Origin of the sequence: Acidovorax sp. GBBC 1281 (assembly GCF_028473645.1) — a bacterium.
Lineage (GTDB): Bacteria > Pseudomonadota > Gammaproteobacteria > Burkholderiales > Burkholderiaceae_C > Paracidovorax.
Map to the genome: position 1 here is coordinate 1,838,895 of NZ_CP097269.1, position 18,876 is coordinate 1,857,770.

Annotated in this window: 20 protein-coding genes; 9 read left to right on the top strand and 11 right to left on the bottom strand. The window is 70.4% G+C overall.

The features are described from left to right. Window positions 1-32 precede the first annotated feature (32 nt). From M5C96_RS08295 to M5C96_RS08330, 8 genes are all read right to left on the bottom strand, one after another. Window positions 33-470, bottom strand: a complete 438-nt coding sequence (locus tag M5C96_RS08295; protein ID WP_272568463.1) for a copper-binding protein — start codon at window positions 468-470, stop codon at window positions 33-35. Further along, window positions 467-1,000, bottom strand: a complete 534-nt coding sequence (locus M5C96_RS08300; RefSeq protein WP_272568464.1) for a DUF411 domain-containing protein — start codon at window positions 998-1,000, stop codon at window positions 467-469. Before M5C96_RS08300 ends, M5C96_RS08295 begins: the two co-directional genes overlap by 4 nt. Before the next feature lie 125 nt (window positions 1,001-1,125). Continuing rightward, window positions 1,126-2,532, bottom strand: coding sequence for a copper oxidase (locus M5C96_RS08305; protein ID WP_272568465.1), 1,407 nt, complete (start codon window positions 2,530-2,532; stop codon window positions 1,126-1,128). 1 nt (window position 2,533) lies between these two features. Beyond that, window positions 2,534-3,991, bottom strand: a complete 1,458-nt coding sequence (locus M5C96_RS08310) for a TolC family protein (RefSeq protein ID WP_272568466.1) — start codon at window positions 3,989-3,991, stop codon at window positions 2,534-2,536. Beyond that, complete coding sequence (locus M5C96_RS08315; protein WP_272568467.1) at window positions 3,988-4,356, bottom strand: hypothetical protein; 369 nt, start codon at window positions 4,354-4,356, stop codon at window positions 3,988-3,990. The genes M5C96_RS08310 and M5C96_RS08315 overlap by 4 nt, the downstream gene beginning before the upstream one ends. Before the next feature lie 94 nt (window positions 4,357-4,450). Beyond that, window positions 4,451-4,897 (bottom strand): hypothetical protein, encoded by a 447-nt coding sequence (locus M5C96_RS08320; protein WP_272568468.1) that lies wholly within the window; start codon window positions 4,895-4,897, stop codon window positions 4,451-4,453. Window positions 4,898-4,962: 65 nt separating this feature from the next. Further along, window positions 4,963-5,556, bottom strand: coding sequence for a YitT family protein (locus M5C96_RS08325; protein WP_442867370.1), 594 nt, complete (start codon window positions 5,554-5,556; stop codon window positions 4,963-4,965). Between the two features lie 344 nt (window positions 5,557-5,900). After that, window positions 5,901-8,042 carry a heavy metal translocating P-type ATPase gene (locus tag M5C96_RS08330; RefSeq protein WP_272568471.1) on the bottom strand — a complete coding sequence of 714 codons (2,142 nt, stop codon included), beginning with the start codon at window positions 8,040-8,042 and terminating at the stop codon, window positions 5,901-5,903. A 79-nt stretch (window positions 8,043-8,121) separates the two neighbouring features. Between M5C96_RS08330 and M5C96_RS08335 the strand changes: the two genes are divergently transcribed. The 4 genes from M5C96_RS08335 to M5C96_RS08350 all read left to right on the top strand — a co-directional run bounded on the left by M5C96_RS08335 (window position 8,122) and on the right by M5C96_RS08350 (window position 11,358). Then, window positions 8,122-8,583, top strand: coding sequence for a MerR family transcriptional regulator (locus tag M5C96_RS08335; protein WP_272568473.1), 462 nt, complete (start codon window positions 8,122-8,124; stop codon window positions 8,581-8,583). A 130-nt stretch (window positions 8,584-8,713) separates the two neighbouring features. Then, entirely contained in the window at window positions 8,714-9,517 is an 804-nt protein-coding gene (locus M5C96_RS08340; RefSeq protein WP_272568474.1) for an MlaE family ABC transporter permease, read from the top strand. Between the two features lie 144 nt (window positions 9,518-9,661). After that, on the top strand, window positions 9,662-10,669 hold the full coding sequence (locus M5C96_RS08345; RefSeq protein WP_272568476.1) for an MlaD family protein: 1,008 nt from the start codon (window positions 9,662-9,664) through the stop codon (window positions 10,667-10,669). Next, a complete protein-coding gene (locus M5C96_RS08350; protein WP_272568477.1) occupies window positions 10,666-11,358 on the top strand; it encodes a hypothetical protein in 693 nt (230 codons plus the stop codon). Before M5C96_RS08345 ends, M5C96_RS08350 begins: the two co-directional genes overlap by 4 nt. A gap of 87 nt (window positions 11,359-11,445) precedes the next feature. Here M5C96_RS08350 and M5C96_RS08355 read toward each other — a convergent pair whose 3' ends face one another. The 3 genes from M5C96_RS08355 to M5C96_RS08365 all read right to left on the bottom strand — a co-directional run bounded on the left by M5C96_RS08355 (window position 11,446) and on the right by M5C96_RS08365 (window position 14,627). After that, window positions 11,446-11,628 (bottom strand): hypothetical protein, encoded by a 183-nt coding sequence (locus tag M5C96_RS08355; RefSeq protein ID WP_272568478.1) that lies wholly within the window; start codon window positions 11,626-11,628, stop codon window positions 11,446-11,448. Window positions 11,629-11,798: 170 nt separating this feature from the next. After that, the gene (locus M5C96_RS08360) at window positions 11,799-13,364 is read right to left on the bottom strand and encodes an NAD(P)H-hydrate dehydratase (RefSeq protein WP_272568479.1); all 1,566 of its coding nucleotides are present in this window, start codon (window positions 13,362-13,364) and stop codon (window positions 11,799-11,801) included. A 15-nt stretch (window positions 13,365-13,379) separates the two neighbouring features. After that, a complete protein-coding gene (locus tag M5C96_RS08365) occupies window positions 13,380-14,627 on the bottom strand; it encodes an FAD-dependent oxidoreductase (RefSeq protein ID WP_272568481.1) in 1,248 nt (415 codons plus the stop codon). Between the two features lie 310 nt (window positions 14,628-14,937). Here M5C96_RS08365 and rpsB point away from each other — a divergent pair, with 310 nt between their 5' ends. The 5 genes from rpsB (at window position 14,938) to uppS (ending at window position 18,873) form a co-directional block, all read left to right on the top strand. Then, window positions 14,938-15,690, top strand: coding sequence for a 30S ribosomal protein S2 (gene rpsB, locus M5C96_RS08370; RefSeq protein ID WP_272568482.1), 753 nt, complete (start codon window positions 14,938-14,940; stop codon window positions 15,688-15,690). A 104-nt stretch (window positions 15,691-15,794) separates the two neighbouring features. Continuing rightward, window positions 15,795-16,721 carry a translation elongation factor Ts gene (tsf, locus tag M5C96_RS08375; protein WP_272568483.1) on the top strand — a complete coding sequence of 309 codons (927 nt, stop codon included), beginning with the start codon at window positions 15,795-15,797 and terminating at the stop codon, window positions 16,719-16,721. Window positions 16,722-16,777: 56 nt separating this feature from the next. Continuing rightward, the gene (gene pyrH / locus M5C96_RS08380; protein ID WP_272568484.1) at window positions 16,778-17,500 is read left to right on the top strand and encodes a UMP kinase; all 723 of its coding nucleotides are present in this window, start codon (window positions 16,778-16,780) and stop codon (window positions 17,498-17,500) included. A 48-nt stretch (window positions 17,501-17,548) separates the two neighbouring features. Continuing rightward, entirely contained in the window at window positions 17,549-18,109 is a 561-nt protein-coding gene (gene frr / locus M5C96_RS08385; protein ID WP_272568485.1) for a ribosome recycling factor, read from the top strand. A 32-nt stretch (window positions 18,110-18,141) separates the two neighbouring features. After that, window positions 18,142-18,873 (top strand): polyprenyl diphosphate synthase, encoded by a 732-nt coding sequence (gene uppS, locus M5C96_RS08390; RefSeq protein ID WP_272568487.1) that lies wholly within the window; start codon window positions 18,142-18,144, stop codon window positions 18,871-18,873. The last annotated feature ends 3 nt before the right edge of the window (window positions 18,874-18,876 follow it).

The following is an 18,876-nucleotide window of genomic DNA, read 5'->3' on the forward strand; positions in this document are numbered from 1 at the left end:
GGGCGGCGATTATGGCGCCGCGCCGGCGGCCTTCAGCGGGCCGCCTCGATGCGAGTGATGACGAGCGCTCCGCGCTGGCTCTCGGCATGGAAGCGCACCGGCGTGCCGGGCGCGAGCGGCAGGTCCGGCGCCGGGTCCTGCAGGCGGAACACCATGGTCATGGGCGGCATGGCGAGGTTCTTCAGTTCGCCGTGGCGCAGCGTGAGCCGGGCGGCCGACGGGTCCCAGCGCACGACCTCGCCCTGGGACAGTTCGGCGTCCACCGCGGTGGCGGTGTCCGTGGTGGACGCCGCATCGGACGGGGCGGCTGCCGCGGCGGTGTGGCCGGCATGTCCATCGTGCCCGGCCTGGCCGTGCGATGACGCTTGCGCGGGGGCCACGCCCGCCAGGGCAAAGAAGGCGATGGAGGCGATGAAGGCGATGAAAGGGGAAAGGGCGGCACGGCCCGGGGTGGAGGGGCGGCGGGTCATGCGGGATCCTTGGATGGCGGGTAGTGGCTGAAAACGCGGGTGCTGGCACCGCCGTGTGCCACCAGCAGCACGTCGTAGGCGTCCTTGCGCCCGCCGTAGATCGCGCCGTCCATGCCCGGCGAGCCCACCGGCATGCCGGGCACGGCCAAGCCCAGGGCCTTGGGCTTTTCGCGCAGCAGGCGCTGCACGTCCGCGGCCGGCACATGGCCCTCGATCAGGTAGCCGCCGACGAGTGCCGTGTGGCACGAGCCCAGCTTTTGCGGCAGGCCCAGGCGGCTGCGCACGGCGGCGTTGCCGGTCTCATGCACCGTGGCGCGAAAGCCGTTGGCCTGCATGTGGTCCACCCAGTCCTGGCAGCAGCCGCAGCTGGGGTCCTTCCAGACTTCGATGGCAATGGGTTGCGGGCCCGCCGCGAAGGCCGGCCAGGGCAGGGCGGCGGCAGCGCCCCAGGCGGCGATGCCGTGCAGGGCGCGGCGGCGCGCGGCCAGTGGGGGCCGGGCGGCGCCAGCGGCGGGAGGGGTCAGGGGCATGGCAGGGTCCTTTCGGTGGGTGGGGGTGTCCACCCGGGTTTCAAGTAAAAAACGGCTCCAGTTCATATTCTTCTAGGGTATATTGCTATTAAATTAATAGCATATGAGGTTGCCTGCATGGCCGGTCAATGGGCGTGGCCGGTGCCGCCGGGGCCCGGTTTGCGCACGGTGGCGGCCCCGGCCTGCGGCGCTGTGGAAGCGGCGGGGGCTGCCGGCGCGGGGGGCAGGTCCGCCGCGGCGCCCTGCCATTCCCAGGCCTGGGTGCCGGGTGGCTGCACGTAGTCGCCCGGGTCGCGCCAGTCGCCGGCGGCCAGGTGCTCGCGCACCTTGAGCACGCTGAACATGCCGCCCATCTCCAGCGGGCCGTAGGGGCCGGTCCCGGTCATCATGGGCAGCGTGTTCTCGGGCAGCGGCATTTCCATGGCGCCCATGTCGGCCATGCCGCGCTCGCCCATCACCATGTAGTCGGGCACGATCTTCTGGATCTTGGCCACCAGCCCCCGGTGGTCCACGCCGATCATGGTGGGCACGTCGTGGCCCATGGCGCCCATGGTGTGGTGGCTCTTGTGGCAGTGCACGGCCCAGTCGCCGGGCTCGTCGGCGACGAACTCGATCTGCCGCATCTGGCCCACCGCGATGTCGGTGGTCACCTCGGGCCAGCGGGCGCCGGGGGGCACCGCGCCGCCGTCGGTGCCGGTCACTTCGAATTCGTGGCCGTGGATGTGGATGGGGTGGTTGGTCATGGTGAGGTTGCCCACGCGCACCCGCACCCGCTCGCCGCGCCGCGCGACCAGCGGGCTGATGCCCGGGAACACGCGGCTGTTCCAGGCCCAGATGTTGAAGTCGGTCATCTCGTTCACGCGCGGCGTGCGCGTGCCGGCCTCCACGGCGAAGGCGTTGAGCAGGAAGGCGTAGTCGCGGTCGGCCGTGGCGATGAGCGGGTGGCGCCCGCGCGCATCCAGCCGCGGATGGGTGATCCACAGGCCCATCAGCCCCATGGCCATCTGCGTCATCTCGTCGGCATGCGGGTGGTACATGAAGGTGCCCGGGCGCCGCGCGGTGAACTCGTACACGAAAGTCTTGCCCGCGGGAATCGCTGGCTGGTTCAGGCCCGAGACGCCGTCCATCCCGTTGGGCAGGCGCTGGCCGTGCCAGTGCACGCTGGTGTGCTCGGGCAGGCGGTTGGTGACGAAGATGCGCACGCGGTCGCCCTCGACCACCTCGATCGTGGGCCCTGGGCTCTGCCCGTTGTAGCCCCACAGGTGGGCCACGAAGCCGGGTGCGAACTCGCGCACCACGGGCTCGGCGACCAGGTGGAATTCCTTCACGCCGGCGTTCATGCGCCAGGGCAGGCTCCAGCCGTTCAGGGTGACCACGGGGCGGAACGGGCGCCCAGTGGGCGGCGCGGGCGGCACGGCGGTGTCGGCCGATCCGTGCTGGGGGATTTCGGGCAGCGCGGCCAGGGCGGCGCGGCCCACGGAGGCGGCGGCCACGGCAGTGGCGGCGCCGGAGAAGAAGTGGCGGCGTTTCATGTCAGTGGCCTTGGGATTCGGGGTTGGCGGCGCGGCCGGCGGCGGCACCGGGCAGGGCGGTGGATGCGACGGCGCTGGACGCACCGCCCGAGGTGCCGGCCAGGGCCCGTTGCAGGTCGGCCTCGGCGAGCCAGAAGTCGCGCTGGGCCTGCAGCGCATTGGCCACGGCCTGGCTGCTGGCGCGGGCCTCGGCGAGCATCTGCCAGACGCTGGCGAGCATGCCGTTGTAGCGCAGGGTGGTTTCCTCGCTGATGAAGCGGCGCAGCGGCACGACCGCGTCGCGCTGCTGGCGCGCTAGGTCGTAGGCGGTGCGGTAGCCCAGCCAGGCGGTGCGCGCCTCGCTGCGGGCGCGCAGGGCCACGTCCTGCAGCTGCGCCGCGCTCTGCAGCGTGCGGCCCCGGGCCTGGGAGCGTGCGGCGCCGCCCCAGTCGAACAGGGGCACGGCCAGTTCCACCTCCCAGCCGCGCTTGACGTCGGCGTGGCCGGTGTCCTGCTCGGTCGTGGTGTTGCGGGTGTAGGCCAAGCCGATCCCGCCGGCCCAGGGTGCCACGCCGGCAAAGCCTTCGGTGTCGGCCACGCGGTCCAGCTCCAGCCGCGCGGCGCGCACGTCCAGCCGTTCGCGCAGGGCCCGGGCCTCGATGCCTTCGCTGGCCTCGGGCTCTACCGGCAGGTTGGGCAGCCGGTCGGGCAGCGTGTAGTGCGCAGCCGGTCCCCACAAGCCCATCAGCCGCGACAGCTGCTCGCGCTCGGTGGCGGCGTCCAGCCGCGCGCGGGCCAGCTGGGCGGCGCTGTCGGCCCACAGCGCCTGTTCGCGGGCCTGCTGCAGCCGGCTCCAGTTGCCGACGCGGGCCATGCGGCGCGCCAGTTCGGCACCGGCGTCGGCCGCCTCGTGCATGCGCTCCTGCGTGGCGGCCACCTGCTCGGCCGCCACGGCGCGCAGCCAGGCGCGCCGCGTGTCGAAGGCCAGGCGCACCACGTCCTGCGCGGCGTCCAGCGTGGCCTGCTCCATCTGCTGGCCCTGCCAGCGCGTGCGCCAGGGCAGGGTGACGAGGTCGATCAGGCCCAGGCCCAGCGTGCGCTCGATCTCGCGCTCGTGCCCGCTGCGAAAGCGCCCCAGCGTGAGCGTGGGGTTGGGCAGGGTCAGGGCCTGCACGCGCTGCGCATCGGCCACGCCCAGGGCCGCCAGCCGCGCCTGCAGGCCCGGGTTGCGCAGCAGGGCGATGCGCACAGCGTCGTCGGCGGCGAGCGGCCCGGCCAGCCACTGCACGATGGCCGCGTCGGCCCGCGCGCGCGCCGCGGGGTCGGCGGAGGGCAGCGCGGGCGCGGCCACGCCGGCGCTGCGGCCATCGGCCAGCGTCTGCACCTGGCTGCGCAGGCCGTCGGGCGACACGCTGGCGCAGCCGGCCAGCAGCAGGGCGGCGGCCAGCGCGCCCCAGGCGGCGGTGCGGGGCGCGGTCATGACGTCCCCCGTGCGGGCAGGCGGGCGGAGGGTGGGTGGTGGTGCGCACCGTGGCCTGCTGTCGGCGTTGCCGATGCCGCCGAGGGCGCGGCCTGGCGGGCTTCCCACGCCACGATGTCGGCATGGCCGCGCGGCGTGGCCGCCACGGCGGCCTGCGCATCGCGCCAGGCCTCCGTGCCGGTTTCGACGGGCGGCGCGGCAGTGGTGAATACGCTGCGGTGGACCAGCGCACCGGCAGGTGCCAGCGGGTCGGCTACCGGCCCGGGGGCCTGGGCCAGGGCCGGCCATGGCGGCAAGAGCGCGGCGGCGGCCAGGGCACCGCGCAGGAGCGAAGAACGAACGGAAAGGGACGAGGGGGCGCGCACGGCGATCTCCTGAGCAAGGGCGAAACCAGCGGCCGCCGATCCGCGCGCCGCCGGTGGCGGGTGCGGGTCGCGGACGCACTTCGGGCGTCGGGGCTCAGGAAATGGGTGGCTTGATGGCCTGCGCGGCCAGGGCGCTGGCAAAGCGGCGCTCTGCCAGGGGCAGGGGCGCGCGGGGCAGCGCGGTGCGCGCGGGGTCCGCCAGCGGGGGCGTCAGCATGGCCGAGTGGCAGATGCCGCAGGCCGAGCAACCGCCGTCATGGGCGTGTTGGCTGGTATGGGGGGACGCATCGTCGGCGCCACCGTGGGGCGCCTGCGCGGCCCCGGCCGACGGGGCGGTGGCCTCGCCATGGCAGGGCGGCAGCGCCGCGGCATCGGAGGGCGCTGCGGTGTGCAGGGTGTGCGCCGGGGACGTGCCGGATCGCGGTTCGGCCGCTGCATGGGCCGCATGCACCACCGTGCCCACCGCCGGCAGCATGCCGGCCGCCATGGCATTGCCCGCCAGGCCCCGAAGGGCCATGAGCACGATGAGAAAGAGGAACATGCCGCGGCGCATAGCCGGGAATGATAGCCCCGCGTTGCGGGAGTTCCGGGCGGAGCCTGCGCCGGCTACATGGCCATGTAGCGGCCCGGGCGGTGGTTCATCGCCACGACCAGGTTGAGCGCCACGGCGCCCGCAATGGACCAGAGCACGCGCATGGGGTCCACCGTGAACAGCGCCAGCAGCACGATGCAGCAGTCCACCGCCATCTGGACCTTGCCCGCGCGCCAGCCGTAGCGGTCCTGCAGGTACAGCGCCAGGATGCCCATGCCGCCCAGGCTGCACCGGTGGCGGAACAGCACCAGAAAGCCCGTGCCCGTGATGAGCCCGCCCGCCACCGCGGCATAGAGCGGCTGCAGCGCGACGAATTCCATCAGGCCCGGCTGGGCCTCGGTCAGCACCGACAGCAGCACCACGGCCACGAAGGTCTTCAGGGTGAAGCTGCGCCCCATCTTGCGCCAGGCCAGCCAGTAGAACGGCAGGTTGAGCAGGAAGAAGAGCTTGCCGAAGCCCATGTCGGTCGCGTAGTGCAACAGAAAGGCCAACCCCGCCGTGCCGCCCGTGAGCAGGCCGGCGCTGCCGAAAAAGCCCACGCCCACCGAAATGAGCAGCACGCCCGTAAACAGGGCGGCGGTGTCTTCGGTGGCGGTGTGGGGAACCATGGTGGGCGGGGATGTCGGGGTGGGCGGGGCGGAGGTGCTCATGCGGGAAGAGGGGGCGGCGTGGCCGGGGAACGGGGCCTCTTGAAGGGCTCGCGGTCTGGCGCCGTTGAAGAAGGTGGGCGGATTCTAGGAGGTGTCGAACCCATGATTACCCCACGCTGCGCCTGCGCCCGCACGCGAATGTGCGAAGCGCGACCTTCAAAGAGCGAAATCCGGGCCGGCCGTGCCGCCAGCGCGCCGTCCGCCCGGGAAGGCCGCGGACCGGCCCCTCCCCGGGCCGGCGGGCTGCGCCAAGGAAATCCAGCGAAAACGGGCCTGTGCCGGGGTTTCGATTGTGCCGGGTGCTATTGTTTTGATAGCGATTCGCTGCGCAGCATGCGCAGGCCGTTCGCCACCACCAGCAAGCTGGCGCCCATGTCCGCGAACACGGCCATCCACATGGTGGCGTGCCCGGCCAGCGCCAGGCCGAAGAACACCGCCTTGATGCCCAGTGCCAGCACGATGTTCTGCATCAGCACGGCATGCGTGCGGCGCGACAGGCGCACGGTCTCGGCCACGCGGCGCAGGTCGTCGTTCATGATGACCACGTCGGCCGTCTCCATCGCCACGTCGGTGCCGGCGCCGCCCATGGCGAAGCCGATGTCGGCCTTGGCCAGGGCTGGCGCGTCGTTGATCCCGTCACCCGCCATGGCCGTCATGCCGTGCTTTTGCTGCAGCGCGGCGATGGCCGACAGCTTCTGCTCGGGCAGCAGGCCCGCCTGCACTTCGTCGATGCCGGCCTCGCGCGCGGCGGCCTGGGCCGCTGCGGCGTGGTCGCCGGTGAGCATCACCGGCACGATGCCCAGCGCGCGCAGGTCCGCCACGGCCTGCGCAGACTTTGGGCGCAGCGTGTCGGCCACGGCGAACAGCGCCCGCACGGCCTGGCCGTCGGCCAGCAGCGTGACGCTGCGCCCCTGAGCCTCGTGCGCGGCGGCGGCGGCCTCCACGGCGTCGGTCCACAGGCCCTTTTCCTGGGCCAGCCGGCGGTTGCCCAGCAGCCAGGTGGCGCCGGCGATGCGCGCCTGCACGCCGCGCCCGGGCAGGGCGGTGAAATCCTCCACCTCGGGAAGGCCGGCGGGGGTGCCCAGCCCGGCCGCGATGGCCTTCGAGACGGGGTGGTCCGAGCGCCCGGCGAGTGCCGCCGCCACATCCTGGGCGCCATCGCTGCCGAAGGAATCGCGGCCCACCAGCACCGGGCGCCCGGCGGTCACGGTGCCGGTCTTGTCGAAGGCCACGGCGCGCACGCCGCGGGCCAGCTCCAGCCAGTTGCCGCCCTTGATGAGAATGCCGCGCCGGGCCCCGGCGGCCAGGCCGCTCACCACGGTGACGGGCGTGGCCAGCACCAGCGCGCAGGGGCAGGCGATCACCAGCAGCACCAGCGCGCGGTAGATCGCATCCAGCCAGATCCAGCCGAACAGCAGCGGGGCGCCGATGGCCACGGCGACGGCCATGGCGAACACCGCGGGCGTGTACACGGCGGCGAAGCGGTCCACGAAGCGCTGGGTGGGCGCTCGGGCGCCCTGGGCCTGCTCCACGGCGCGGATGATGCGGTCCAGCGTGGTCTGGCCGGCCGCGGCCGTCACGCGGAACTCCAGTTCCGACTGGGCATTGAGCGTGCCGGCATATACCGGATCGCCCGGGGCCTTGTCCACGGCCAGGCTCTCGCCCGTCACACTGGATTCGTCGACCGCGCTGCGGCCGGTGGTCACCACGCCGTCCAGCGGCACGCGGCCCCCGGGGCGGATGCGCACGGTGCTGTCCACGGCCACGTCGGCGGCGGGCACCGTGCGCCACTGGCCGTCCGGGCCGCGCACGTCGGCCTGGTCGGGGCTGAGCGCCAGCAGGGCGCCGATGGCGTCGCGGGCGCGGCCCACGGCGCGGTCCTCGATGCGCTCGGCCAGGGCGTACAGCGCCATCACCATGGCGGCTTCGGGCCACTGGCCGATCAGGAACGCGCCGGTCACGGCCACCGCCATCAGCGCGCTGATGCCCAACTGGCCCCGCATCAGCGAGCGCAGGCCGCTGCGGTAGATGCCCAGCCCCGCCAGCAGGATGGCCGCCGCGGCGACGCCCATGCCCGCCACGCGCCACGGCGTGGTGTCCGGCCCCAGCAGGTGCAGCAGCTCGGCGCCGGTGGCCGCCACCAGGGCGGCGGCGAGGCGGCCCCAGCCGGGCAGGGCGCCGTGGTCGTGCCCGTCGTGGTCGCCTTCGGAGGCATGGCCGTGGTCGCCGTGCGCTTCGCCCGCCGGAGCGGCTGCCGCCTTCGCGCCGGCCTGGGGCGCGGTGCTAGAGCACCCGCCACCGCAGCAGGACACGTCGATGCGGGGTGCGGTGGCCGGCCGGGCGGCGGCGGCGGAGGCCGGGGCCGGCGTCGGGCCGTGGCCGTGCCCCGCGTGGCCATGGCCATCGTGGCCGGCAGGGGAAAGGTCGTGGCTGTGTTTTGTCATGGTTTTCCTGGTGTGTCGGGGCGCGCGCGATGCCGCCGTGCCATGATTGAAAACCTTGAAGCCGCTCGAAGGTCAAGCCATGTCTGCCCAAAGCCCCTGCCACCGTATCGGAGATGCCGCCCGCCTGTCGGGCGTGCCGGCCGCCAACATCCGCTATTACGAGAAGGAAGGCCTGCTGCCCCAGCAGGCCCGCGCCGATAACCGCTACCGCCTGTACAGCGCGGACGAGGTGCACCGCCTGCGCTTCATCCGGCTGTGCCGGGCCATGGACATGTCGCTGGACGAGGTGCGCACCCTGCTGGCGCTGGACCACAGCGGCGCAGCGGCCGACCACGCGGCCTGCGACACCCTGGACGAGCACCTGCAGCATGTGCGCACCCGGCTGCAGGAGCTGCGCACGCTGGAGGAAGAGCTGCTGTCGCTGCGCGGCCGCTGCGACGGCACCGATGCCGGCCGCTGCCGCGTGATCGAGGCGCTGCACGCCCGCGCCGATGCCGAAACCGTGCCGCCGCCCGCGCCGATGGCCAAACGGCACGTGTGACGCCAGGCCGCGTCACCCCCGGTCACCACCCGCATTGCAATGAAATTGATAGCGGAACGCCCTAGTGGAATATGCGCTGGAGGCCAATTTTGTTACGCATCGCCGTCGGCCCATCCACTATGATGCCCGCATGATCGCCGGCCTGCCGTCCCCCTCGCTGATCGACCGCATCTGGCGTGGCGCGCGGGGCTGGGCGGTGGCCTGGTGGCGCATCGTGCACCTCGGGTCGGTGGCGCTGGTGCTCATGCTCTCGCCGTCCAGCTACGGGCGCGCCACGCGCTGGCGGCTCGCGCGGCACATGTACCAGGACACGGCGCCCATCCTGCTGGGCTTCACGGTGCTGGCGGCGCTGGTCAGCCTGGTCATCACCCGCATCGTCGTCGTCACGGCGCTGAGCTACGGCCTGTCGCGCTACGCGCTGGAGATGGTCATCCGCGTGCTGGTGCTGGAGCTGATCCCGCTCACCGCCGCGCTCTTCGTCGCCATGCGCACCACCATCCCCAACGGCACCCAGCTCGCCCTCATGCGCCAGGCCGGCCGCCTGGACAGCCTGCGCCGGCACGGCGCCGACCCGATCCGCGTGGAGCTGCTGCCCCGGGTGGTGGCCGGCATCTACGCCAGCATCACGCTCGCGGCGCTGTCGTGCGTGGTCGCGCTCGCCATGGCCTATTTCGGGGTGTATGGGCTCAACACCGCAGGGCTGCCGAGCTACACGCGCATGTTCGGCCAGGTGTTCACGCCGGCCGTCACGCTGGTGTTCGTGCTCAAGACCCTGTTCTTCAGCCTGGCCGTGGCCCTCATTCCCATGGCGGCGGGGCTCTACGAAAACGGCGACGGCCGGGGCCGCCATGGCTCCGAACTGGGCGGGCTCGCGCGCATGTTCGCCGTGCTGCTGCTGATCGAAGTCGCGTCCCTGCTGGGCAATTACTACTAACTCGTTCCGTGACCCATATGACGAACGACACCGGCCATGGCCCGCGCTGCGCTCCGTGGCCTCACCGAGGAAACGTTTTCATGCCCGACCCAGACACCTTCCCTGCGGGCGCTTTTGGCCCGCGGGCCCACGGCGGTGCGCGCCATGGCTGAGCGGCCCCCTTCCCACGAAGCGGACGATGCCGCCAGCGAGGCGCTGCTCGAAGCGCAGCGCCCGGTGGCGAACCTGGAGCGCAAGGCCGCGGCGCTGCTCCTGTTCACGCTGGCGCTCATCGTGGGCTCGGCGTTCTACCTGCTGTATGCGCGGGGCGTCTTCGAGCCCACGCAGCGCCTGGTGCTCACGGCTGACGACTCCGAGGGCGTGGTGGTCGGCATGGACATGACGTTTTCGGGCTTCCCGATCGGCCGCGTGCGCGGCATCGAGCTGTCGCCTGACGGCAACGTGCGCATCCTGATCGACGTGCCGCGCAAGGACGCGCACTGGCTGCGCGAGTCCAGTGTCTTCACGCTGGTGCGCGGCATCGTGGGCGGCACCACCATCAAGGCCTACAGCGGCATCCTCACCGACCCGCTGCTGGCCGACGGCGCCGAGCGCCCGGTGCTGCGCGGCGATGCCACGGCCGAGATCCCGCAGCTCATGGCCTCGGCGCGCGAACTGCTGTCCAACCTGCAGGCGATGACGGCCCAGGATGCCGCGCTGGGCGGCACGCTGTCCAACGTGCGCACGCTGACCGAGCGGCTGAATGCGCCGGGCGGCGCGCTCAACGTGCTCATGGGCAGTGAAGCGGACGCCAAAAAGATCACCGCCACGCTGGACCGCACCAACCAGCTGCTGTCGCGCATCGACGGCATGGCCGCCAAGGCCGACCGGCAGGTGTTCGGAGCGGCGGGCGACCCGGGGCTCGTGCCCGAGGTGCGGGCCACGGTGGTGCAGCTCAACGGCCTGTTGGCCGACACGCGCCAGAGCCTGAAAAGGGTCGATGCCGTGCTGGCCGAAGCCCAGGCCATCGGCGCCAACGCGCGCGAAGCCACCACGGACCTGGGCACCTTGCGGGCCGAAGTGGAGAGCAACCTGCGCAAGGTGGAGGGCCTGGTCAACGACATCCAGCGCAAGTGGCCGTTTGCGCGCGACACGGAACTCAAGCTGCCATGAAACCCCTGCTGTCTTCCCCGCTGCGCACATCGGTGCTGCGTGCCGCCGCGCTGCTCCCCTGCCTGGCCCTTTGGGCCTGCTCGGCCAAGCCGCCCACGCCGGAATGGCAGATGAATGCCCACGGCGCGGCCCGCAAGGCCACCGAGGCATACCTGTCGGGCGAGCCCCGCATCGCGCAGCTGGAATGGGCCCGGGCCCGGGCGGAAGTGGCCCGCACGGGGCGGCCCGACCTGCTGGCACGCGTGGAACTCATGCGCTGCGCCGCCCAGGTCGCCAGTCTGGTGGTGGAGCCGTGCACGGCCTTCGACGCCCTGCGCGCCGACGCCGCGCCGCAGGACCAGGCCTATGCCGATTATCTGGCCGGCACCATCGACAGCACCGCCGCCGCCCACCTGCCCGAGCCGCAGCGCAGCGCCTGGGCGGCCGGCCCGGCTGCGCAAGCCGGCCTGGCCGATCCGCTGTCGCGCCTGGTGGCCGCGGGGGTGTGGGTGAAAACCGGCCGGGAAACGCCGCAGGTGGTCGACTCCGCCGTGGAGGCCGCCTCTGCGCAGGGGTGGCGACGGCCGTTGCTGGCTTGGCTGACCCTGGCGGCGCAGCGTGCCGATCAAAGGGGCGATGGGCCCGCCGCTGCCGCCGCCCGCAGGCGGTTGTCGGTGTTGGAACAGGGGCTCAGCGCTGAAAAGCGCTGATGCAGCTGATGCAGAAACTCAAGGGGGAGGGGGTGGCGCGGAGGTCCAGGGGACTGCCCCGGTCCGCGCCGTGCCGGGATGCCGGACTCAGTTGAGGAACGATTCCGCGGGAAGAATCTGTTCGAGGTTCCCCGGCAGATTCACCAGCGAGTCGGCGGCCTGCACCGCCTCGTCCGGCACCAGCGTCATGGCGGTGGCGGCCACCGCGAGAAGCACTGTCACCGTAAAGGCTGCGAAAGCGCGGGTTCCGGAGTGGATTTTGCGTTTCATGACAGATGTCCTTCAAGAGGGGTGGGGGCCTGCACGGCGGGTGGGGTGAACGCATTAAACCGCTTGCGTTCTGGCCCGGTCTGTCAGACAACGCCTTTTGGAAGGCTGTTGCGACGACAGTTACGGTTGGTTGCGATCCGTTGACGCAAATCAACCGTTTCGGGCGGAATTCACCCGGGCGTCAGCCGCCGGGCGAGTGCCGACGCCGTCAAGGCGGTGCCGTCAGGCCATTGGTCCGCCGCCTCGCCGTGCATCCAGCAGGCTGCCATGGCCGCATCGAAGGCGGCGTTCGGCACGTCGGACGCCGGGGCCAGCCGCGCACCCACCAGTCCCGCCAGCACATCCCCCGTGCCGCCCGTTGCCAGGCGTGCGTTGCCGGTCGGATTGATGCGGGGCGTTTGCCCCGGGGCAGCGATCACGCTGCCCGAGCCCTTGAGCACCACGGCGCAGCCGAATTGCTCCGCCAGCCGGGAGGCCGCGGCCAGCCGGTCGGCCTGCACGCCGGGCGTGTCCACCGCCAGGAGCCGGGCCGCTTCCAGCGGGTGGGGCGTGAGCACGGTGTGCCGGCCCGGCTGCGCCGCGCGATCGCGCAGCGCCTTCGCCAAGCACGGGTCGCCGGCCACGGCATTGAGCGCATCCGCATCCAGCACCAGGCGGCGCGCCTCGGCCAGGACCTTCGGCAGCACCGCCCGGATGGCCTCGCCCCCGCCGCATCCGCAGACCACGGTGCCTTGCTCCAGGTGCAGCGCGTCGAAGCGCCGGAACATGCATTCCGGCTGCATGGGGTCGAGGGACAGGTCGCCCCCGTCCAGCAGGGCCACCATCACCCGCCCGGCGCCCGCGTGCAGCGCCGCCGATGCCGCCAACAGCGCTGCGCCCGCCATGCCCATGCCCCGGGCCCGCAGCCCTTCTCCGCCCACCACCGCTACATCGCCATAGCTGCCTTTGTGGCTGGCATGCGCGCGGTGGGCGGGCGGTGGCGCTGCAGCCAGCCAGGCGCAGGGCGCCACGTCCGTCGCGCCACAGCCCAGGTCGTCGAACCAGACCTGTCCGGCCGCGTCGCGCCCGTTCCCCGTGAACAGCCCGGGCTTCAAGGTGAGCAGGGCCAGGGTGTGCCGTGGCGACGCTGCGGCGCCCGGCGGCGGCGCCAGTCCGGCCGCGAACTGGCCCGTGTCGCCCGACAGGCCGGAGGGCGTATCCACGCACAGCACCGGGGCGGGCGTGGCATGCAGTTGGGCCAGCAGGTGCTGGATGCGCGGGTCGGCCGCACGGGGCTTGCCGCTGCCCGCCAGGCCGATGCCCAGCAGCGCGTCCACGCACACGTCATCGGGCCCCATGCCCGGCGGCGGGCCATCGGAAAAAACGACACCCGCGGCCGCAGCGCGCCGATAGGACGCGAGCGCATCGGGCGGCACCGTGTCCGGCCTGCCCAGCCAGGTCACCGTGGCGATGCGCCCCGCCCGGTGCAGGTGGAGCGCCGCTTCCAGGCCGTCGCCGCCGTTGTTGCCCGCGCCGCAGACCACCCATGCATTGCGTGCGTGCGGGGCGACGGCCTGGGCCAGCCGGGCCACCGCCCAACCGGCCCGTTGCATCAGGGTGTGTGGGGGGCATTGCGCTGCCAGGGCCTGTTCGATCCGGCGGGTGGCCGGCGTGTCGAACAGGGGATGGGGCCGATCGGCCGTGATCCGGCGAAGGGCGGGCTTCGGCGCTGTTGCTGCGGGCGGCTCTGAGCACATGGCGTCGGGTCCGGCTCAGAAGCGGCGCAGCGCGAAGTGCTGCAGATCCACCTCGGGCGCGCGTTGGGCCATCAGGTCGGCCAGGGCCCGCGCGCTGCCACTGGCGAGAGCATAGCCACATCCGCCGTGGCCGGCGTTGACCCACACCCCCGGCAGGCCGCTCGGACCCACGACCGGGGCACCGTCCGGCAGGGTGGGGCGGGCACCACGCCACACCTGCACCTGGCCGGATGAAACCTGCACCCCGCCGGGAAACCAGCCGGAGATGGCCTGGTACAGCGTTTGCAGCGTGGGCGCATGGTGCGCGCCATCGCCCCGGCCGAGTTCGGTGCCACCCGCGATGCGCACGCGTTGGCCCTGGCGCGTGATCGTCACCCGGTGGAGCGGGTCCACGACCGATCCTTGCGGGGCATGGGAGTCTTCGCGCACCGGGGCGCTGATCGAGTAGCCGTGGAGCGCGGCCATCGGCAGCTCGGCACCCAAGGGGCGCAACAGCGCCGCCGCCGCCACGCCGGCGCAGACGACGACGGCATCGAACCGGCGCGGCAGCGTCTCGCCGGCGATCCGCAGACCCGCGGGCGCCGCATCCAGCCCGGTGACCTGGGCATTGAAATGGAACTGCGCCCCGCGCTCCTGCGCGGCATAGCGCAGCATCTGGGCGAAGAGGCGGCAGTTGCTGGACTCGCCATCGGGAATGTGCAGGGCGCCGATCAGGGGGGTGTCGGGGGACAGGCCCGGCTCGATCTGGCGGGCGGTCTCGGCATCCACGTCGTGGATGACCATGCCCGCGTCCCGCAGCAGTTGCAGGGCCGGCTGCACGTGCGCCAGGTCTTCGACCGTGCGCAGCAGGACCAGCGCGCCGCGGCCGGTTTCCGCGTCCACCTGCAGCTGCTCCGACACCCACCGCATGCGCGCCTGGCTGTAGCGGCCCAGTTGCTCCAGTGCGGAAAGGGCCATCGGAAGGGCCGGCGAGCGGCCAGCCTTGCGCCACCGCCAGAGCCATCGCAGCTCGGATGCCGTCACCCCCTTGGCGAGCCGCACCGCCGCATGGCGTCCCCAGAGCCGGGTGCTTTGCGGGCCGCCGATGCCCGGGGCCGTTAGGGGAATGAGGAGGGCGGGCGAGGAGAGGCCGGCATTGGCGAAGCTCGATTCCTCCGCCGCGGCGCTGCGTTGTTCGAAAACCGAAACCTCGTGGCCGTCGCACGTCAGTTCGTAAGCAGTGGTGACGCCGACGATCCCGGCGCCCACGATGGCGATGTGCATTTGGTTTCTGAGCTCTTTCAGGCACCAGCGCTAATGGACACTGCGCTGGCTGCTACTGTTTTTGTGTTTTCCAAGGGCCTGTTTCCAGGCGGGCCCTGCCGGCGCCGGCCGCGCCGGTGGCGCAAGGGTCCGTTTGGGCTCGGTCAATCTGCCATGCTAGAATCTTTGGGTTTTGCTGGTGGCTGCGCAGTGCGTGGCCGACAACTTGGCAAGACAAATCGCAAACCAGCCCTTTCAAGGTGCTGCCTTCTTCTTGCAAGCCGGCAGTTATTGGGGCTGGATTTTAGACCCAACCTTCGGAGAAATTCTCATGTCCGTCACCATGCGCGAAATGCTGGAAGCCGGTGTCCACTTCGGTCACCAAACCCGTTTCTGGAACCCCAAGATGGCCCCGTACATCTTCGGCCATCGCAACAAGATCCACATCATCAACCTGGAAAAGTCGCTCCCGCTCTTCCAGGACGCCCAAAAGTTCGCCAAGCAGCTCACCGCCAACCGCGGCACCATCCTGATGGTCGGCACGAAGCGCCAAGCCCGCGAAATCCTCGCCACCGAAGCGCAGCGCGCCGGTGTGCCCTATGTCGACCAGCGCTGGCTGGGCGGCATGCTGACCAACTTCAAGACGGTCAAGACCTCCATCAAGCGCCTGAAGGACATGAAGGCCCAGCAAGAAGGCGGCCTCGACGCCATGAGCAAGAAGGAACAGCTCACCTTCACCCGCGAAATGGAAAAGCTGGAAAAGGACATCGGCGGCATCCAGGAAATGAATGCACTGCCCGATGCCATCTTCATCATCGACGTGGGCTTCCACAAGATCGCCGTGGCTGAAGCCAAGAAGCTGGGCATTCCGCTGATCGGCGTGGTGGACTCCAACCACTCCCCCGAAGGCATCGACTACGTGATCCCCGGCAACGACGACTCGGCCAAGGCCGTGGCACTGTATGCCCGCGGTATCGCCGACGCGATCATCGAAGGCCGTGCCAATGCCGTGAACGACGTGGTCAAGGCCGTGGCTGCCGAAGGCTCTGACGAATTCGTGGAAGTGGAAGAAACCGCTGCCTGATTCCCGGCCGCGCGACCTGTCGCGAATGAAAGCGGGGCTCCTGGTTAGCCCCCTTTTTTTTAGCCCGAATGCTGTAACGAACTGAACTGAGACTGGAGAAAAAGATGGCTGCAATTACCGCAAGCATGGTCGCCGAACTGCGCGCAAAGACCGATGCCCCCATGATGGAATGCAAGAAGGCCCTGACGGAAGCCGAAGGCGACCTGGCCAAGGCGGAAGAGCTGCTGCGCGTGAAGCTGGGAACCAAGGCCGGCAAGGCCGCTGCCCGCATCACCGCGGAAGGCGTGGTCGCCAGCTACATCGACGGCACGACCGGCGGGCTGATCGAAGTGAACAGCGAAACCGACTTCGTGAGCAAGAACGACAGCTTCCTCGCGCTGGCCAAGGCCGCTGCCGAACTGGTGGCCAAGCACAATCCCGCCAACGTGGAAGCCCTGGGTGCCCTGCCTTACAGCCAGGACGGCTTCGGCCCCACCCTGGAAGAAGTGCGCAAGGGCCTGATCGGCAAGATCGGCGAGAACATGTCGTTCCGCCGCTTCAAGCACTTCTCCGGCAACAAGCTGGCCTCTTACCTGCACGGCACCCGCATCGGCGTGGTGGTCGAGTTCGAAGGCGACGAAACCGCTGCCAAGGACGTGGCCATGCACATCGCTGCCATGAAGCCCGTCGCGCTGACCAGCGCCGACGTGCCTGCCGACCTGATCGAGAAGGAACGCTCGGTCGCCGCTGCCAAGGCCGCGGAAGACAAGGCCAAGGCGGAAACCGAGGGCAAGGCCGTGCAGTCCGACGAAATCGTCAGCAAGCGCATTGAAGGCGGCGTGCAGAAGTACCTCAAGGAGGTGTCGCTGTTCGACCAGGTCTTCGTGAAGGCTGCCGACGGCAAGCAGTCCGTGGGCCAGATGCTCAAGGGCGCCAACACCACGGTCAAGGCGTTCACGCTGTATGTGGTCGGCGAAGGCATCGAGAAGAAGGTGGACGACTTCGCTGCCGAAGTGGCCGCCCAGGTGGCAGCCGCCAAGTCTGCCGCTTGATCGCAGACCCCCTCGCCACCTCACCCGCCATTCCATTGCCCCACGGAGAAGTCCCCATGTCCATCGCTGCACCAGCCCACAAGCGCATTTTGCTCAAGTTGTCTGGCGAGGCGCTCATGGGGGACGATGCCTTCGGCATCAACCGTGCCACCATCGTCCGGATGGTGGAGGAGATCGCTGAGGTCACCCGCATGGGTGTGCAGGTGGCCGTGGTAATCGGTGGCGGAAACATCTTCCGCGGCGTGGCTGGCGGCTCGGTCGGCATGGACCGCGCCACCGCCGATTACATGGGCATGCTGGCCACGGTCATGAACGCGCTGGCATTGGCCGACGCCATGGACAAGCAGGGACTGACGGCGCGCGTGATGTCGGCGATCGCCATCGAGCAGGTTGTCGAGCCCTATGTGCGCCCCAAGGCCCTGCAATACCTGGAAGAGGGCAAGGTGGTGGTGTTCGCCGCCGGTACCGGCAATCCCTTCTTCACCACCGACACCGCGGCAGCGCTGCGGGGTGCCGAAATCGGCGCCGAGGTGGTTTTGAAGGCGACCAAGGTGGACGGTGTGTACACCGCCGATCCCAAGAAGGACCCGACGGCGACCCGCTACACCAAGCTCACGTTCGACGAGGCCATGTCGCGCAATCTGGGGATTCTGGATGCGACGGCGTTTGCCCTGTGCCGTGACCAGAAGTTGCCGATCCGCGTGTTTTCCATCATCAAGCACGGCGCGCTCAAGCGCGTGGTCATGGGTGAGGACGAAGGCACGCTGGTGTACGCTTGAGCGTTGGGCGCGCCCCGGCGTGCCCGGCTTCATGCTGAGGAGAAAAACATGACCATTGCCGATATCAAGAAGAATGCAGAAACCAAGATGGACCAGTCCATCGTGGCGTTCAAGAACAATCTGTCCAAGATCCGCACCGGCCGCGCCAATCCAGCGCTGCTCGATTCCGTGCAGGTCGAGTACTACGGCTCGTTCGTGCCGTTGTCGCAAGTGGCGAACGTGGCCCTGATCGACTCGCGCACCATCAGCGTCCAGCCCTGGGAAAAGGGCATGGGCGCCAAGATCGAGAAAGCCATCCGCGAAAGCGATCTGGGCCTGAATCCCGCTTCCATGGGCGACCTGATCCGCGTGCCCATGCCTCCCATGAGCGAAGAGCGCCGCAAGGAAATGACCAAGCTCGCGCGCAACGAAGGCGAGAGCGCCAAGATCGCCGTGCGCAATCTGCGCCGTGACGCCAACGAAGCCGTCAAGAAGCTGGTCAAAGACAAGCTGGCCTCCGAAGACGACCAGAAGCGTTCGGAAACCGAGATCCAGAAAGTCACCGACAAGCACATCGCTGAAGTCGATGCGCTGGTGTCCGGTAAGGAACAGGAAATCATGGCGGTCTGATCCCCGGTTCCGGGAATCGATCGTTGCCCTGCATGTCCGCCTCTTCGGCCATTCCGCACCACGTTGCCATCGTCATGGATGGCAATGGCCGCTGGGCCACGCGCCGTTTCCTGCCGCGGCTGGCAGGGCACAAGCAGGGCGTGGAGTCTCTCAAACGCTGCGCGCAGGCCTGCGTGGAGCGGGGCGTGGCCGTGCTGACGGTGTTCGCTTTCTCTTCGGAAAACTGGAACCGGCCTGCCGATGAAGTGTCGGGCCTCATGGACTTGCTGGTCAAGGCGCTGTCCCGGGAAGTCCCCCAGTTGCAAAAGGACGGAGTGCGCCTGCATTTCGTCGGTGAGAAGACTGGGTTGTCCGAGAAGGTGCGTGCGGGCCTGCGCCAGGCCGAGCTGGACACCGCGCACAATACCCGCCTGGTCCTGAACGTCTGCTTCAACTACGGCGGCCGTTGGGACATCGCGCAGGCCGCTGCGGCCGTCGCGGCGCGGGGCGAGCCCATCACCGAGGCCAGCCTGCATGCGGCCATGGGCCTGGCGCACGTGCCGGATCCGGACCTGGTGATCCGCACGGGTGGCGAAATGCGCATCAGCAATTTCCTGCTGTGGCAGTCGGCCTATTCCGAGTTCTACTTCAGTGACCGGCTCTGGCCGGACTTCGACGGCAAGGCCCTGGATGAGGCCATCGCCGCCTTCAATGCCCGAGAGCGCCGTTTCGGCAAGACATCCGAGCAAATACTGGCGTCGTCACCTGCCTCGCTGCAGGTCTGAAAG

Bases quoted from the DNA above. Each gene is read 5' to 3' on its own strand.
- M5C96_RS08325 (WP_442867370.1), bottom strand. From the start codon at position 5,556: ATGGTTCCCCACACCGCCACCGAAGACACCGCCGCCCTGTTTACGGGC.
- rpsB (WP_272568482.1), top strand. From the start codon at position 14,938: ATGTCCGTCACCATGCGCGAAATGCTGGAAGCCGGTGTCCACTTCGGT.
- M5C96_RS08365 (WP_272568481.1), bottom strand. From the start codon at position 14,627: ATGCACATCGCCATCGTGGGCGCCGGGATCGTCGGCGTCACCACTGCT.
- tsf (WP_272568483.1), top strand. From the start codon at position 15,795: ATGGCTGCAATTACCGCAAGCATGGTCGCCGAACTGCGCGCAAAGACC.
- M5C96_RS08335 (WP_272568473.1), top strand. From the start codon at position 8,122: ATGTCTGCCCAAAGCCCCTGCCACCGTATCGGAGATGCCGCCCGCCTG.
- M5C96_RS08340 (WP_272568474.1), top strand. From the start codon at position 8,714: ATGATCGCCGGCCTGCCGTCCCCCTCGCTGATCGACCGCATCTGGCGT.
- M5C96_RS08310 (WP_272568466.1), bottom strand. From the start codon at position 3,991: ATGACCGCGCCCCGCACCGCCGCCTGGGGCGCGCTGGCCGCCGCCCTG.
- frr (WP_272568485.1), top strand. From the start codon at position 17,549: ATGACCATTGCCGATATCAAGAAGAATGCAGAAACCAAGATGGACCAG.
- M5C96_RS08360 (WP_272568479.1), bottom strand. From the start codon at position 13,364: ATGTGCTCAGAGCCGCCCGCAGCAACAGCGCCGAAGCCCGCCCTTCGC.
- M5C96_RS08350 (WP_272568477.1), top strand. From the start codon at position 10,666: ATGAAACCCCTGCTGTCTTCCCCGCTGCGCACATCGGTGCTGCGTGCC.
- M5C96_RS08295 (WP_272568463.1), bottom strand. From the start codon at position 470: ATGACCCGCCGCCCCTCCACCCCGGGCCGTGCCGCCCTTTCCCCTTTC.
- M5C96_RS08305 (WP_272568465.1), bottom strand. From the start codon at position 2,532: ATGAAACGCCGCCACTTCTTCTCCGGCGCCGCCACTGCCGTGGCCGCC.
- M5C96_RS08300 (WP_272568464.1), bottom strand. From the start codon at position 1,000: ATGCCCCTGACCCCTCCCGCCGCTGGCGCCGCCCGGCCCCCACTGGCC.
- M5C96_RS08330 (WP_272568471.1), bottom strand. From the start codon at position 8,042: ATGACAAAACACAGCCACGACCTTTCCCCTGCCGGCCACGATGGCCAT.
- M5C96_RS08320 (WP_272568468.1), bottom strand. From the start codon at position 4,897: ATGTTCCTCTTTCTCATCGTGCTCATGGCCCTTCGGGGCCTGGCGGGC.
- pyrH (WP_272568484.1), top strand. From the start codon at position 16,778: ATGTCCATCGCTGCACCAGCCCACAAGCGCATTTTGCTCAAGTTGTCT.
- M5C96_RS08345 (WP_272568476.1), top strand. From the start codon at position 9,662: ATGGCTGAGCGGCCCCCTTCCCACGAAGCGGACGATGCCGCCAGCGAG.
- uppS (WP_272568487.1), top strand. From the start codon at position 18,142: ATGTCCGCCTCTTCGGCCATTCCGCACCACGTTGCCATCGTCATGGAT.
- M5C96_RS08355 (WP_272568478.1), bottom strand. From the start codon at position 11,628: ATGAAACGCAAAATCCACTCCGGAACCCGCGCTTTCGCAGCCTTTACG.